The following is a 15,531-nucleotide window of genomic DNA, read 5'->3' as shown; positions in this document are numbered from 1 at the left end:
GTCGAGGGTGGGCCGCAGGCGACTCCACCCTACTCATTTGCAGCGGTTAATTCAAAGCCGCGCCTTCACTGCGGCCAGGCCGTCGCCGCCGTCACGGGTGGTCACGCCCTGCAACCAGCCATCGAGCACCTGCGGGTTGGCCTTGAGCCAGGCCTTGATCGCCGCGTCATTGCTGGCCTGCTTGCTCAGTACCTGATCCATGATGCTGTTCTCCATATCCTGGGTGAAGCGCAGCTGGCTCAGCAGCTTGCCGACATTCGGGCACTGCGCGGCATAGCCCTTGCGCGCCAGGGTGTTGACCTGGCCGCTGTCGCCGAAATACTTCTCGCCGCCCTTGAGGTACTTCATGTCGTACTGCACGTTCATCGGGTGCGGCGTCCAGCCGAGGAACACCACGAACTGATCGCGCTTCACTGCGCGGCCGACCTGTACCAGCATCGCCTGTTCGCTGGACTCCACCAGCTTCCAGTCGCCAAGGCCGAATTCGTCGGCGGCTATCATCTGCTTGATCGACTCGTTGGCCGGCGAGCCGGAGGCGATGCCGTAGAGCTTCTTGCCGAACTTGTCGGCGTGCTTGTCGAGGTCGGCGAAGGTCTTCACCCCGGCCTCATAGGCGTAGGTGGGTACCGCCAGGGTGTATTCGGTGCCTTCCAGGTTCTGCGCGACCTTGTCCACCTCGCCACTGGCGACGAACTTGTCGTAGTTGCTCTGCTGCGCCGGCATCCAGTTACCGAGGAACACGTCGACCTGGCCCTTCTGCAGCCCGGCGAAGATGATCGGTACGGCCAGGGTCTGGCTTTGCGCCTTGTAGCCCAGGCCGTCGAGCAGGAAGCTGGCGATGCCGTTGGTCACGGCGATATCGCTCCAGCCCGGATCACCCAGCTTGACCGTGTCGCAGGCGGCATCTTCGGCCCAGGCGTTGCCAGCACTGGTGAGCGTGGCGGCGATCAGTAGCACGCTGAATCGGTTCATGGCGTCTCTCCTTTTTTCTTCTGTTTTAGGGGCGGCAGTCGGTAACGGTTCACACCTGCGGGAAGCGCGCGCGGCGCTCCAGGTCGTCGAGGTCGATGTGGTTGCGCATGTATTGCTCGCTGGCGTCGACCCAGGGCTGGTGATCCCAGCTGGTCAGCTTGCCCTGGCTCAGGGCGTCGGCCACCAGGCGTCGGCGGCGCTGGCTGGCCAGGGTGGCCGCGTGAATGGCCGGGATGTCCCAGCGCTCGCGAACCTCGGCGATGAAGCCGGCGAGGATGCCCTTGTGCTCGCTGCAGTCGGCCAGGTTCTGGCGCTCCTGCGGATCACTGTCGAGATTGAACAGCAGCAGCGGGTCGCGTTCGGAGTAGACGAACTTCCACGGCCCACGGCGGATCATCATCAGCGGGCTGTCGGTACCTTCGGCCATGTATTCGCCGAGTACCTCGTCGTGCCCGCCCTCGCCCTTGAGGTGCGGCAGCAGCGATTGCCCCTCCAGCGCCAGGCCGGCATCGACCTGGCCGCCAGCCAGTTCCACCAGCGTCGGCAGCAGGTCGAGGGTCGACACCGACTGACTGACACGCTGCGCGGTGAAGCGCTTGGGCGCGTGTACCAGCAGCGGCACACGGGCGGACATCTCGAACCAGTGCATCTTGTACCAAAGGCCGCGCTCGCCAAGCATGTCGCCATGGTCGCCAGAGAAGACGATCAGGGTGTCGTCTGCCAGGCCGCATTCTTCCAGGGTCCTCAGCAACTTGCCGATGTTGTCGTCGATGTAGCTGCAGGCACCGAAGTAGGCGCGGCGGGCGTCGCGGATCTTGTCCTCGGGCAGCGGTTTGTCCCACAGGTCGATGACCTTGAGCAGGCGCTGCGAGTGCGGGTCCTGCTCGGCCTGTTCGATGTGCTGGCGCGGCAGGGGGATGTCCACGCCCTCGTAGCGATCCCAGTATTCGCGGGGGATGGTGTAGGGGTCGTGTGGGTGGGTCATCGACACGGTCAGGCAGAACGGTTGTTCGGGCGTCAGGCGCACGTGGTCGTAGAGGTATTGGCGGGCCTTGAATACCACCTCCTCGTCGAAATCCAGCTGGTTGCTGCGCACGCAGGGGCCGGCCTGCAGCACCGAGGACATGTTGTGGTACCAGCTGGCGCGCACGTCCGGCTCGTCCCAGTTCACCGCCCAGCCGTAGTCGGCCGGGTAGATGTCGCTGGTCAGGCGCTCCTCGTAGCCGTGCAGCTGGTCGGGGCCGCAGAAGTGCATCTTGCCCGACAGCGCGGTGCGGTAGCCGAGACGGCGCAGGTAGTGGGCGTAGGTCGGCACATCGGCGGGGAAGTCGGCGGCATTGTCGTAGGCGCCGATCTTCGACGGCAGCCGGCCGCTGACCAGGGTGAAGCGCGACGGCGCGCAGAGCGGGCTGTTGCAGTAGGCCGAGTCGAACACCACGGCCTGTTCGGCCAGCTTCATCAGGTTGGGCATCTGCACCGGCGAGGCGGCATCGTGCAGCGGCAGGATCGGTGCGGCCATCTGGTCGGCCATGATGAAGAGGATGTTCGGGCGCTTCATGGTGGCGGGTATTCCATATTGTTGGTTTATGCGACAGTGCGGGCACCATGATTCCGGTAGAACGGTGGCGGGGTAAACCCGGCTGAAATACATGCCTTGGATAAGCAGAGCTTATGTTTAATGCTATCGATGGGCTGTCGCTCGACGCGTTGCGGGTGTTCGAGTCGGCGGCGCGCCAGCTGAGTTTCACCGCTGCCGCCAGCGAGCTGGGCAGCAGCCAGCCGGCCATCAGCCAGCAGATCAAGCGCCTGGAGCAGCAACTGGCCACGCGCCTGTTCGATCGCGTCTACCGCGGCATCGTCCTGACCGAGGCCGGCGAGCTGTTGCTGGCCCACGTGCAGGAAGGACTGACCAGCCTCGATGCCGGACTCGTCGCCGTCACCGCCCGGCAGCAGCACGAGGTGTTGCAGGTGGCCACCGATTTTGCCTTCGCCGCCTACTGGCTGATGCCGCGCCTGCAGCGCTTCAATCGGCTGTACCCGGAGGTGGATGTCAGCCTGATCACCAGTGAGCGCGAGCCGGGCACCGTGTCCAGCGACATCGACGTGGCGATCCGTTTCGGTGATGGCCGCTTCAAGCACGGCGAGGCGCACCTGCTGTTTCGCGAGGAGGTGTTCCCGGTGTGCAGCCCGCGCCTGCTCGGCGAGCGTCAGCCGCCCCTGCCGGTCGCGGCGCTGGCTGACCTGCCGTTGCTGCACCTGCGCCCGGAGCACCGCTCACGCTGGTTCGACTGGGATGGCCTGTTCCGCGCCCTGGGTATCGCCGGCTTGCCGACGCCCGGCGCGCTGCGTTTCGACAATTACACCCTGCTGATCCAGGCGGCGATTGCCGGGCAAGGCGTGGCCATCGGCTGGCGCCATCTGGTGGATGAACTTCTCGCCCAGGGACTGCTCTGTCGTCTGGGGGACGCCGAGGCACATTCGGCACTGGGCTATTACCTGGTGCTGCCCGAGCGCAAACGTCGCCAGCGCCTGACCGCGCGTTTCGTCGACTGGTTGCAGGCCGAGCTGGATTCGCCAGCAGCGAGCGTTTGATCGGGCCATACTGCAAGAGCGCAGGCGGAGTCCCTATACTGGACGCCGCCGTCTCCTCGGCTTTCTCAGACAACCGGTGAAGTGAACCGTGAAACTCCGTCATTCGATTTTGGGCCTGCTGCTGTGCGGCAGCCTTGTTGTTTCGAACCTCCAGGCCGCGCCGGCCCAGTCCAAGCAGGAGCTGGCCGCCGGTAGTGCGCTGCTGATCGACCTGAAGACCGGCAAGGAGCTGTATTCCAGCAACCCTGACCTGCGCCTGCCGATCGCTTCGGTGACCAAGCTGATGACCGCCATGGTGACCCTCGACGCCAAGCTTTCGCTTGATGAGAGGCTGCCCGTCAACATCCGCGACACCAAGGAAATGCAGGGCGTGTTCTCCCGTGTGCGCGTGGGCAGTGAACTCAGCCGCCGCGACATGCTGCACCTGGCGCTGATGTCCTCGGAGAACCGCGCGGCTGCCAGCCTCGCCCACCATTATCCGGGCGGCCAGGCTGCGTTCATCAAGGCGATGAACGCCAAGGCGAAGGCGCTGGGTATGAACCACAGTCACTTCGTCGAACCAACCGGCCTGTCGGAAGAGAACGTTTCCACGGCTCGTGACCTGGCGCTGATGGTCAAGGCGGCGGCTCAGTATCCGCTGATCCATCAGTTCACCACCGACTCGGAGGCTACGGTCGCGTTCCGCAAGCCGAATTACACATTGGGTTTTCGTAACACCAATGCGCTGGTACGCAAGGCCGACTGGAACATCAACCTGAGCAAGACCGGCTTCACCAATGCCGCTGGTCGCTGCCTGGTGATGGCCACCACCATCGCCAATCGTCCGGTGGCCTTCGTGGTGCTCGGCGCCTTCGGCAAGTACACCCACATGGCCGATGCCAACCGCCTCAAGCGCTGGATGGAAACCGGCAAGGTCACCCCGGTGCCGGCCGCTGCGCTCAGCTACAAGCAGCAGAAGCTGGCCGAATGGAGCCTGCAGGCCAAGCAGTGATCTGCACCGATGCACGAAGGGCGACTCGATGAGTCGCCCTTTTTCGTTGTGCTGTCATGTGGCCCGGATGCAATCCGGGGCAACAGTCACAAGGCCGCGGATTGCATCCGGGCTACGCTCAATCTTTCTCAGTCGTGGTGCGTCAGCGCGGGCCGCCCAGCCTTTCGCTGAGGAAATCGAGAAAACAGGTGATGCGCGAGGCCAGCGCGGTGTTGCGGTAGTACACCGCATTGATCGGCTGGCGCACCTCGACGCGCTGCTCGGCCAGCACCTCCACTAGCGCGCCGCTGGCGCGGGCGGCATCGGTCATGAAGTCCGACAGGCACACCAGCCCTTCACCGGCCAGGGCCAGTTCGAGAACAGTGTCGCCGCTGGAGGCGCGCAGGCTCGGGGTGATGCGCCAGCGCTCGCCCAGGGCATGGCGCAGCGGCCATTCGTTGAGGCTGTCCGGCTCGGTGAAGCCAATCAGGGCGTGCCCGGCCAGCTCTTCGGTGCGCGTCGGGGTACCGTGCTGGCGCAGGTACTCCGGGCTGGCCAGTACGCGGCGGCGGCTGTGGCACAGCGGCCGTGCATGCAGGCTGGAGTCCGGCAGGTTGCCGATACGGATGGCCAGGTCGGTACGCCGCTCCAGCAGATCGATGATGCGGTCGTCGCTGTTCAGCTCCAGCTCGATCTGTGGGTAGAGTGCACGAAACTCGCCGATCAGCGGCACGATCACATGCAGCATGAAGGGCGAGGCGGTGTTGATGCGCAGGCGCCCGGCCGGTGCCTGGCGGCGCAGGGCCATCTGCTCCTCGGCTTGCTCGACACTGATCAGGATGCGCCGCGCCTGCGCCAGGAACACCTCGCCCTCCTCGGTCAGCTCCAGGCGCCGGGTTGTGCGGCGCAGCAGGGTGACGGCGAGCTTCTCCTCCAGCCGGCTGAGGGCACGGCTGACGCCAGACGCGGTTTGTTCGAGCTGCTCGGCGGCGGCGCTGATCGAGCCGCAGTCGACCACGCTGACGAAGGCGAGCATTTCTTCCAGGCTGGTCTTCATTGTTGATCTTCAGTCACAGGCGTCAGCAAATTTGCTGAGGTTTCGAGCAAGAGTCTGCCGAGCACGGCCAGTGCCGGCAACTCGGTCAGCGTCCACCGGCGATGTCGATCAGGGCGCCGGTGGTATAGCTGGATTTGTCATCGAGCAGCCAGACGATGGCCTCGGCGACCTCTTCGGCACGCCCGGCGCGACCCAGTGGCGTGGCCTTGCCCAGGCGCTCGGCGCGATCCGGCTGGCCGCCGCTGGCGTGGATCTCGGTGTCGATCAGCCCCGGTCGCACGGCGTTGACCCGTACGCCCTCGCCACCCAGTTCCTTGGCCAGGCCGCGGGTCAGCACGTCCATGGCGCCCTTGGCGCCGGCATAGTCGACGTACTCGAAGGGCGAGCCAAGACTGGCTGCCACAGATGACACCAGCACCATCGAGCCGCCCTCGCCGCCACGGCTGCGGGCCATGCGCCGGGCACCTTCGCGCGCGGTCAGGTAGCTGCCCAGCACGTTGACGTCGAACATGCGCTGCAGGCGTTCGCCGCTCATCTCCAGCAGCGGCATGGGTGGGGCGACTATGCCGGCATTGATCACCAGCGCGTGCAGCGGGCCGAGCGTGTCCATGGCCTCGAACAGGCGCCATACATCGTCTTCCTCGGCGACGTCGCCCCGTATGGCGATGGCCTTGCCGCCCATGGCTTCGATCTGCGCCACCACCTCATCGGCGGCGGCGCGGTCGCTGCGGTAGTTGATGCCGACCGTCCAGCCCTGAGTGGCTGCCAGCAAGGCGGTGGCGCGACCGATGCCGCGGCTGGCACCGGTAATCAGCAGGTTCTTGCTCATCAGGCTGACTCCTCTTCGTTGTGGTCATCATGCGTAGGGTGGACGACGCTTCACCCGTCCACCACTTGGCGAGCCAGAAGGTGGACAAAAACAGCGTTGCCCACCCTACGGCAGAGGCTCGCCGGGGACCAGTGGGCAGGGCGGGTGGCCGCCAGCGGACACGGGGGTTACCATGCGCGCCCCTTTAGCGATCTGCACCTGCTCATGAAACCTGCACGCCTGCGCGCCGACCTGCTGGCCGGCCTGACCTCGTCCTTCGCTCTGGTACCGGAGTGCATCGCCTTCGCTCTGGTGGCCCAGGTCAACCCGCTGATGGGCCTGTACGGCGCCTTCATCATCTGTACCCTCACCGCCCTGTTCGGTGGCCGCCCCGGCATGATTTCCGGCGCCGCCGGCTCGATGGCGGTGGTGATCGTCGCCCTGGTGGTGCAGCACGGCGTGCAGTACCTGCTGGCCACGGTGCTGCTCGGTGGCCTGATCATGCTCGCGTTCGGCCTGCTACGCCTGGGCAAGTTGATCCGCATGGTGCCGCATTCGGTGATGCTCGGTTTCGTCAACGGCCTGGCGATCATCATCGCCCTGGCCCAGTTCGAGCACTTCCAGCACGACGGCCACTGGCTGCAGGGCAAGGCGCTGTACCTGATGCTCGGTCTGGTGGCGCTGACCATGTGCATCGTCTACCTGCTGCCGCGTGTGACCCGTGCGGTGCCACCGGCGCTGGTGGCGATTCTTGGCATCGGCGCGATGGTCTACCTGCTGGATCTGCCGACGCACACCCTCGGCGATATGGCGCATATCGCCGGCGGCCTGCCGAGCCTGGTACTGCCGGACATTCCATGGACGCTGGACACCCTCGTCATCATCGCCCCTTACGCCGTGCTGATGGCCATGGTCGGTCTGCTGGAAACCCTGCTGACGCTGAACCTCACCGACGAGATCACCGCCACGCGCGGCCACCCGGATCGCGAGTGCGTGGCGCTCGGCGTGGCCAACATGACCTCCGGCCTGTTCGGCGGCATGGGCGGCTGCGCGATGATCGGCCAGACCGTGATCAACCTCAGCTCTGGCGGGCGCGGGCGGCTGTCTGGCGTCGTCGCCGGGGTGATGATCCTGCTCTTCGTGCTGTTCCTCTCGCCGCTGATCGAGCGCATCCCGCTGGCGGCACTGGTGGGGGTGATGTTCGTGGTGGCGCAGCAGACCTTCGCCTGGGGCTCGCTGCGCGTGGCCGGCAAGGTGCCGGCCAACGACGTGCTGGTGATCGTCGCGGTGACCGCCATCACCGTGGCCACCGACCTGGCCACGGCCGTACTCTGCGGCATCGTCATCGCTGCGCTCAACTTCGCCTGGCAGCACGCCCGCGAGCTGTATGCCGACAGCGATATGCAGGCCGACGGCAGCAAGCTGTACCGCGTGCACGGCACGCTGTTCTTCGCCTCCTGCACCACCTTCCTGGCGCAGTTCGAACCGGCCGACGATCCGCAGCAGGTGACCCTGGACTGCCGTCACCTGAGCTTCGTCGACTACTCGGCCATCGCCGCGCTGAAGACCCTGCGTGAACGTTACGAGCGCGCCGGCAAGCACCTGCGCGTGACCCACCTGTCCGAGCGCTGCAAGCAGCTGCTCAAGCGCGCTGGCTCGGACCACTGAGTCGCTAAGCAGCCGGGCGCGGCCGCTGGCCGACGCCTGGTCTGCCAGGTAGCGCCGGCCTCGCCCGGGGACAATTGCCGGCAACTGTGATCACCGTCACCCTGCCCTGTGGAATGGTAGCAATACGCCTGCTAGCATCCGCCGCCCAACGCATAATCGGTCGACAGGACGCGCCCGTACGGCCACACACGCAAGGACTCAGCATGAAAAAGACTACCCTGGCCGTTGCCATTCCCCTCGCTATCGTCGGCGTCTCCGTTGCCGGCGCCTGGTACACCGGCACTCTGGTCGAACAGCAACTGCAGGCCGCCGTCAGCCAGGCCAATGCCTCGCTGGCCGAGGAGGTGCCGCACCTCAAGGCCCAGGTTCAGATGGTCGAATTCGAGCAGGGCGTCTTTTCCAGCCGTGCTCGTTACACTTTCAGCTTTGCCACCGGGCCCAATGAGGAGCCGCTGATCCTGGCCTTCAGCGACAAACTCGAGCATGGCCCGTTTCCGCCCTCGCGGCTGGCTGCCGGCAAGCTCGCTCCGGTCATGGCGCAGAGCCACTTCAGCCTGGAGCAGAATGAGCTGACCGCGCCGCTGTTCGCAGCGGCCGGCGGTAAATTGCCGTTAACGGGTGAAGTCGCGCTGAATTATGACCAGAGCCAGAGTGGCCGCATCGACTTGGCTGCGCTGCAATACAGCGACAGCAAGGGCACCCTGCGTACCTCCCCGGCGGGCCTGGACATCAGCGTTTCCGGCGACAGGAAACGCGTCAACCTCAGCGGGCAACTGGCCGAATTCGATTTCGACATTGCCGAGAGCCGCAACGACCGGCCGGTCAGCCTGAAAGTGCGTGACCTGAGTATGCAGGCTGAAAAGCAGAAAAACGCCAGCGGCTTTGCCCTGGGCCCGAGTTCAGTCACGATCAGGAGCATGACGATCCAGTCATCTCCAGAGATGCAGATCGAACTGCAGGACGCGGTGATCGAGGAAGCCCTGACCCAGAACGGTGGCAGCCTGGATCAGAGCATGGCCTATCGCATTGATCGGGTGTTGGTGCAGGAGCAAGAGGTCGGCGGCGTGAAGCTGGCCCTCAGCGCCCGTCATCTCGACGAGACCGCGCTCAAGGCGCTCGAGGACGCCTATAACCAGCTGATACTGAGCAGCCTGGAAGGTCAGGAGCCTGGTAGCGACATCGGGGAAGAATTCAAAGGCCTCACCCTGGCCCTGTTGGAAGGCGCCCCGGTGCTGGCCCTGGACGAGTTCTCGCTGAACACTGCCAACGGCCAGGGTAAGGCCGCGCTGTCGTTCAACCTGCGCAAACCCGCAGACGATGCCAGCAGCCCGCAGGAGCTGGCGCAAAGCGCGCTGGCCGCTCTGAAGGCCGATTTCAAGCTGGACAAGGCGGTGATCGGCGATCTGGCCAGGGTGCAGGGCACACTGGAGGGCGCGGCCAGCGGCGCTGTTGACCCGCAAGCCCTCGCTCAGCAAGCGGAAATGATGACCGAGATGTTCAGTGGCATGGCGCTGGCCTCGCAGTGGGTGGTGGAAGACGGCAATGCCCTGCGTGGCTCGCTGACCTATGCGGACGACCAGGTGACCTTCAACGGCAAGGCCATGAGCGTCGCCGAGTTCATGGCCTTCGCCATGGGCAGTGGCCCGGGTATGAACGGTCTGGACGACGACAGCGAACTGGAGCAGTACGGCCAGGAGTAACGCCGGTTCGCCTGCAAGCGCCCGCTTCAACGCGGGCGTTTTTGTTTCTGCCCGAGGCTGATGTCGGGCAACAAAAAACCGCTGACAGCCCAGGCCATCAGCGGTTTTTGTATGGCCTGCGTTGCTCAGCGGCGCGCGTTGCGCACACCCTCGGCCAGCTCGCGGCACAGGCCTAGTACGCCGTCGATGGCCTGCTGCGGGCTTTGCGCCTCGGCGATCTTGTCGATCAGCGCCGAGCCGACCACCGCGCCCTCGGCGCGCTTGGCCACTTCGGCGGCGTGCTGCGGGGTGCGGATGCCGAAGCCGATGCACACGGGCAGGTCGGTGTGGCGACGCAGGCGCGCCACGGCTTGCTCGACGTGATCCATGGTCGCCGCGCCGGCACCGGTGACGCCGGCCACCGACACGTAGTAGACGAAACCGGAGCTGCCGGCCAGTACGGTGGGCAGGCGCTCGTCGTCGGTGGTCGGCGTGGTCAGGCGGATGAAGTCGATGCCTGCACTCTGCGCCGGCTCGCACAGCTCGTCGTTGTGCTCCGGCGGCAGGTCGACCACGATCAGGCCGTCGACGCCAGCTTCCTTGGCGTCACTGATGAAACGCTCGACGCCGTAGCAGAAGATCGGGTTGTAGTAGCCCATCAGCACCAGCGGCGTGCTCTGGTTGCCGGCGCGAAATTCGCGAACCATCTGCAGGGTCTTCAGCATGTTCTGCTTGCCGTCCAGCGCGCGGATGTTGGCGAGCTGGATGGCTGGGCCGTCGGCCATAGGATCGGTGAAGGGCATGCCCAGCTCGATCACGTCGGCGCCGGCTTCCGGCAGGCCCTTGAGGATTTCCAGCGAGGTGGCGTAGTCGGGATCACCGGCGGTGATGAAGGTGACCAGCGCGGCGCGGTTTTCCGCCTTGAGTTCGGCGAAGCGGTTGTGCAGGCGGCTCATGCGTGTTTCTCCTGTTCGCCCATGTGGTGCATCACGGTTTGCATGTCCTTGTCGCCACGACCGGACAGGTTGACCACCATCAGGTGATCCTTGGGCAGCTTGGGTGCGCGTTTGAAGGCTTCGGCCAGTGCATGGGCGCTTTCCAGGGCCGGGATGATGCCTTCCAGGCGGCAGCAGTGGTGGAAGGCTTCGAGCGCTTCGTCATCGCTGATCGGTACGTACTCGACACGCTTGATCTCGTGCAACCAGGCGTGCTCGGGGCCGACGCCAGGGTAGTCGAGGCCGGCGGAAATCGAGTGGGCATCGGTGATCTGGCCGTCCGCGTCCTGCAGCAGGAAGGTGCGGTTGCCGTGCAGCACGCCCGGCGCGCCGCCGGCCATGCTCGCCGCATGCTTACCGGTGTCGATGCCGTGGCCGGCCGCCTCGACGCCAACGATCTGCACGCCTTCGTCATCGAGGAAGGGGTGGAACAGGCCGATGGCATTGGAGCCGCCGCCGATGCAGGCCACCAGCGAGTCGGGCAGGCGCCCTTCCTTGTCGAGGATCTGCTCACGTACCTCATTGCCGATCACCGACTGGAAGTCGCGCACCATGGCCGGGTACGGGTGCGGGCCTGCGGCAGTGCCGATCAGGTAGAAGGTGTTGTGCACGTTGGTCACCCAGTCGCGCAGGGCCTCGTTCATCGCATCCTTGAGCGTGCCGGTGCCGGCGGTGACCGGGATCACCTCGGCGCCGAGCAGCTTCATGCGGAAGACGTTGGCCTGCTGGCGGTCGATATCGGTGGTGCCCATGTACACCACGCACTGCATGCCGAAGCGCGCGGCCACGGTGGCGGTGGCCACGCCGTGCATGCCGGCGCCGGTCTCGGCGATGATGCGCTGCTTGCCCATGCGCTTGGCCAGCAGGATCTGGCCGATGCAGTTGTTGATCTTGTGCGCGCCGGTGTGGTTCAGGTCTTCGCGCTTGAGGTAGATTTTCGCCCCGCCGAAGTGCTCGGAGAGACGCTCGGCGTAATACAGCGGGCTGGCGCGGCCGATGTAGTCGCGCTGGAAATAGGCCAGCTCTTCGAGGAAGGCCGGATCGTCCTTGGCCTTCTCGTATTCGGCGGCCAGCGAATTGATCAGCGGCATCAGGGTTTCGGCGACGAACTGACCGCCGAAGCGGCCGAACAGGCCGCGGGCGTCGGGGCCGGTGCGAAATGAGGTCATGGCGTGCTCCTTGTCGACAGCGCGTAGCTGGCAGGGCGAGTGAGTGATGGGGCCATTCTACCTCTGGCCGACTCGGGGAAAAGCGATTAGATTGCAGTGAAATGTCAGGAAAAGTCACGTATCGATGAGTCGAGAACTGCCCCCGCTCAACGCCCTGCGCGCCTTCGAGGCCTCAGCCCGCCTACAGAGCATCAGCAAGGCGGGTGAAGAGTTGCACGTCACCCACGGTGCCATCAGCCGGCAGATTCGTGCGCTGGAAGAACACCTTGGCCTGAGTCTGTTCGACAAGGACGGGCGCGGCGTGAAACTCACCGATGCCGGGTTGCGCTTGCGTGATGTCACCTCCGAGAGTTTCGAGCGCCTGAGTGGCGTCTGCGCCGAGCTGCGCCGCGAAACCCAGGAGCGCCCTTTCGTCCTCGGCTGCTCGGGCAGCCTGCTGGCGCGCTGGTTCATCCCGCGCCTGGATCGCCTGCAGCGCGAGCTGCCGGATCTGCGCTTGCAGCTGTCGGCCAGTCAGGGCGAGCTGGATCCGCGCAGCGCCGAGGTGGATGCCACCCTGCTGTTCGCTGACCCGCCCTGGCCGAGCGATATGCATGTGTTCGAGCTGGCGCCGGAGCGCATCGGCCCGGTGCTCAGCCCGCGCTACGCCAACCATGGGCAACTGCGCGCGGCCAGTGTCGAAGCGCTGTGTGCCGAGCCACTGCTGCACACCACCTCGCGCCCGCAGGCCTGGCCGCAGTGGGCGCAGGCCCGGGGGCTGGCCACCGGGCGGCTGCGGCTAGGGCAGGGGTTCGAGCACCTCTACTACCTGCTGGAGGCGGCAGCTGCCGGGCTCGGCGTGGCCATCGCGCCGCAGACGCTGGTGGCCGATGACCTGCGTGCCGGTCGTCTGGTCGCGCCCTGGGGCTTCGTCGAGACCAGCGGCTGCCTGGCGCTGTGGACGCGCCGCGCCGACCCGCGCAGCGAGCGCCTGGCGCACTGGTTGACGAAGGAACTGGCGCCAACTCCGGACTGATCGGCCAGGTCGCCTCTGCGGCACGCCACGACGCTACCAGCGACGTGGCGTGCGAGGTCGCTTGCTAGCATCACGCGACTTTCATCCGCATAGCGGCCTGGCCGGTTCAGACGAGGCGCCAATGTCCAACCTGTGCAACAGTTCAGTCGGTTTCGCCCCCTATACGCTGGAGGTCACGGGCAAGGGTATCCACGAAGTCGAGCAGGCGCGGGCGGCGATACCGGCGGGCACACCGATCAACATTGCCTTTCTCGGCAATGAGGACCATGCCCTGCGCATCCGTGCGGCGCAGGTCATCCGGGCCTGTGGCGCCGAGCCGGTGCCGATCATTTCCTCACGCCGACTGCGCTCCGAGGCGGACCGCGACGAACTGCTCGGCGCGCTGGTCGCCCAGGCCGCGCCGAAGCGCTTCATGTTCGTTGGCGGCGATCCGGCCACGCCGGCCGGGCCGTATCAGGATTCCCTGGCGTTGCTGGCCAGCGGCGTGCTGGAGCGCCACGGCATCGAGCAGGTGGTGATCACCGGTTACCCGGAAGGACACCCGAAGATCGACAGCAGCGAGCTCATGCGCGCGTTGAAGTGGAAGCTGGATTTTCTCCGTGAAACCGGCTGCGCGGCGGAGATCACCACGCAGTTCGGCTTCGATGCCGAGGCAGTGGTGCGCTGGATCGAGCAGCTGCGCCAGCAGGGCATCGACACCCCGGTGCGCATCGGCGTGCCTGGCCCGGCGGATGTCGGCAAGCTGCTGCGCTTCGCCCGTCAGTTCGGGGTGGCGACCTCCGCGTCCATCCTGCGCCGCTACGGATTGTCGATGACCAACCTGATGCAGCGCGTGGGCGCCGAGCGCTACTGGGATCAGTTGCAGGCTGGGCTGGGTGGCCGGCAACTGGGCCGCATCGGCTGGCACCTGTATCCCTTTGGCGGGGTCGAGGATGGCGTCAACTGGATCAATGCCCGTTTGGGCGGCCTGGACGAGTCGAGGCGCTAACAGGCCGGTGCAAAACCACCTCGGCTTTGGCTTCCTGTATCACTCTGCCTCCTGCATCCCTGCAGTCGTGGTCTAGGTTTGCAACGGTCTGTTATGCGGCGGGAAGATTGCCAAATTGGCCCGGCAAAGATGACAATGCAATTCATTGTCATTTGATATGAAGTCGCGCCATGCCTGCCGAAGCCCAGGTGCTGCATACCCTTTACCGTGATCATCACCGCTGGCTGCAAGGCTGGCTGCGGCGGCGCCTGGGCAACCGTTGCGATGCCGCCGATCTGGCGCAGGACACCTTCGTGCGCCTGCTGCGTGCCGGCAATGCCGCAAGCATCCGCGAACCGCGTGATTACCTGGCCACCGTGGCGCGCGGCTTGATGGTCGACTTTCTGCGCCGGCGCTCGCTGGAGCAGGCCTACCTCGAGGTACTGGCCAGCCAGCCGCACGCCGAGCAGCCCAGCGCCGAGCAGCAGGCGCTGCTGCTGGAAGCGCTGATGGAGGTCGATCGCATGCTCGCCGGCCTCGGCCACAAGGTGCGCGAGGTGTTCATCCTGTCCCAGCTCGATGGCCTGACCTATGCGCAGATCGCCACTCGTCTGGGTATTTCCCTGCGCAGCGTGAACAACTACATGGCCCGCGCCGTGGAGCATTGCTGCCTGCTGCAGGCCGGCTGGCAGTCGTGACCGAGGCCCAGCGCGCCGCTCTCAAGGCCGCCAGTGGCTGGTACGCGCGACTGTGCTCCGGCGCCAGCGATGCCGACGAGCAGCAGGCCTGGCAGTGCTGGTATGACGCCGACGCGCTTCATCGCCAGGCCTGGCAACAGATCGAGAAGCTGCGCGAGCAACTGGGGCTGCTGCCCGGCCCCATCGCATCATCCACCCTGCGCGGCGTCGACCATGGCCGTCGGCGCCTGCTCGGCAGCCTGGCTCTGCTGGCAATGGCGTTGCCGCTGGGCTGGTTCGCCTGGCACAGCGATACCCGCCGCTACTGGCTGGCCGACTACCGCAGTGGTGTGGGCGAGCGCCGCCAGTGGCAACTGAGCGACGGCAGCCGGCTGATGCTGGGCACGGCCAGCGCCGCGCAGTGGCATGCCGACGGGCAGCGACGGGTGTTGCGTCTGCTCAGTGGCGAGGCGCTGCTTGATAGCGTCGATGAGGCGCGACCGCTGCTGCTGGAAACCCGCTACGGCGTGGTGCGCAGCCATGGCGCGCGCTTCTGCGTGCGCAGCGACGCGCACCATTGCCAGGTCGCGGTGTTGCAGCAGCGCGTGGAGGTTGCGCCTTTGCACCATCTGCACGACATGCACACGCTGGCCGCCGGGCAGCAGCTGCGCTTCGATGCCGAACGACTCGGGCCGCCACGCGCCAACGATGCTGCCACGACGGCCTGGACGCAGGGCAGCCTGCTCGCGCTGGATCGGCCGCTGGGCGAGGTAATCGCTGAACTGGCGCGCTATCGCCACGGTGTGCTGCGCCTCGACCCGGCTCTGGCCGGGTTGAAGGTGTCCGGCAGCTTCCCCTTGGCCGATACCGATCGTGCCCTGGCGGCGCTGGAACACAACCTGCCGCTACGTGTGGTGCGGCGCAGCGATTACTGGGTGACGCTGGTGCCAAAGGTCTAGCTG

The 15,531-nt window shown here is 66.0% G+C and carries 14 protein-coding genes; 8 read left to right on the top strand and 6 right to left on the bottom strand.

Annotated elements, in window-relative coordinates:
* Positions 1-51: 51 nt before the first annotated feature.
* On the bottom strand, positions 52-972 hold the full coding sequence (gene choX / locus ACN8M7_RS05970; protein WP_061238889.1) for a choline ABC transporter substrate-binding protein: 921 nt from the start codon (positions 970-972) through the stop codon (positions 52-54).
* 49 nt (positions 973-1,021) lie between these two features.
* Entirely contained in the window at positions 1,022-2,530 is a 1,509-nt protein-coding gene (gene betC / locus ACN8M7_RS05965) for a choline-sulfatase (RefSeq protein ID WP_490260103.1), read from the bottom strand.
* Between the two features lie 113 nt (positions 2,531-2,643).
* Between betC and ACN8M7_RS05960 the strand changes: the two genes are divergently transcribed.
* The gene (locus tag ACN8M7_RS05960) at positions 2,644-3,564 is read left to right on the top strand and encodes a choline sulfate utilization transcriptional regulator (protein WP_490260102.1); all 921 of its coding nucleotides are present in this window, start codon (positions 2,644-2,646) and stop codon (positions 3,562-3,564) included.
* 88 nt (positions 3,565-3,652) lie between these two features.
* Positions 3,653-4,555: a D-alanyl-D-alanine endopeptidase gene (gene pbpG, locus ACN8M7_RS05955; RefSeq protein ID WP_490260101.1), complete on the top strand. Its 903-nt coding sequence runs from the start codon at positions 3,653-3,655 to the stop codon at positions 4,553-4,555.
* Between the two features lie 142 nt (positions 4,556-4,697).
* Here pbpG and ACN8M7_RS05950 read toward each other — a convergent pair whose 3' ends face one another.
* Positions 4,698-5,591: a LysR substrate-binding domain-containing protein gene (locus tag ACN8M7_RS05950; RefSeq protein WP_490260100.1), complete on the bottom strand. Its 894-nt coding sequence runs from the start codon at positions 5,589-5,591 to the stop codon at positions 4,698-4,700.
* A gap of 85 nt (positions 5,592-5,676) precedes the next feature.
* A complete protein-coding gene (locus ACN8M7_RS05945) occupies positions 5,677-6,420 on the bottom strand; it encodes an SDR family oxidoreductase (RefSeq protein ID WP_490260099.1) in 744 nt (247 codons plus the stop codon).
* Positions 6,421-6,624: 204 nt separating this feature from the next.
* Between ACN8M7_RS05945 and ACN8M7_RS05940 the strand changes: the two genes are divergently transcribed.
* Entirely contained in the window at positions 6,625-8,067 is a 1,443-nt protein-coding gene (locus tag ACN8M7_RS05940) for a SulP family inorganic anion transporter (RefSeq protein WP_490260098.1), read from the top strand.
* A gap of 203 nt (positions 8,068-8,270) precedes the next feature.
* Entirely contained in the window at positions 8,271-9,767 is a 1,497-nt protein-coding gene (locus ACN8M7_RS05935) for a YdgA family protein (protein WP_490260097.1), read from the top strand.
* Between the two features lie 125 nt (positions 9,768-9,892).
* Here the strand turns inward: ACN8M7_RS05935 and trpA are convergent, their stop codons facing one another.
* Complete coding sequence (gene trpA / locus ACN8M7_RS05930) at positions 9,893-10,702, bottom strand: tryptophan synthase subunit alpha (protein ID WP_490260096.1); 810 nt, start codon at positions 10,700-10,702, stop codon at positions 9,893-9,895.
* Positions 10,699-11,910, bottom strand: a complete 1,212-nt coding sequence (gene trpB, locus ACN8M7_RS05925) for a tryptophan synthase subunit beta (protein WP_490260095.1) — start codon at positions 11,908-11,910, stop codon at positions 10,699-10,701. The genes trpA and trpB overlap by 4 nt, the downstream gene beginning before the upstream one ends.
* Positions 11,911-12,034: 124 nt before the next feature.
* Between trpB and ACN8M7_RS05920 the strand changes: the two genes are divergently transcribed.
* From ACN8M7_RS05920 to ACN8M7_RS05905, 4 genes are all read left to right on the top strand, one after another.
* The gene (locus ACN8M7_RS05920) at positions 12,035-12,925 is read left to right on the top strand and encodes a LysR family transcriptional regulator (RefSeq protein WP_490260094.1); all 891 of its coding nucleotides are present in this window, start codon (positions 12,035-12,037) and stop codon (positions 12,923-12,925) included.
* A 121-nt stretch (positions 12,926-13,046) separates the two neighbouring features.
* Positions 13,047-13,913: a methylenetetrahydrofolate reductase gene (locus ACN8M7_RS05915; protein ID WP_490260093.1), complete on the top strand. Its 867-nt coding sequence runs from the start codon at positions 13,047-13,049 to the stop codon at positions 13,911-13,913.
* 170 nt (positions 13,914-14,083) lie between these two features.
* Entirely contained in the window at positions 14,084-14,590 is a 507-nt protein-coding gene (locus tag ACN8M7_RS05910; RefSeq protein ID WP_490260092.1) for a sigma-70 family RNA polymerase sigma factor, read from the top strand.
* On the top strand, positions 14,587-15,528 hold the full coding sequence (locus ACN8M7_RS05905; protein ID WP_490260091.1) for a FecR domain-containing protein: 942 nt from the start codon (positions 14,587-14,589) through the stop codon (positions 15,526-15,528). The genes ACN8M7_RS05910 and ACN8M7_RS05905 overlap by 4 nt, the downstream gene beginning before the upstream one ends.
* Positions 15,529-15,531 lie beyond the last annotated feature (3 nt).

Source organism: Pseudomonas spartinae (assembly GCF_965197125.1).
In the GTDB taxonomy this organism is placed as follows: Bacteria; Pseudomonadota; Gammaproteobacteria; order Pseudomonadales; family Pseudomonadaceae; genus Aquipseudomonas; species Aquipseudomonas composti_A.
This window is presented reverse-complemented; position numbering and strand designations above follow the sequence as displayed.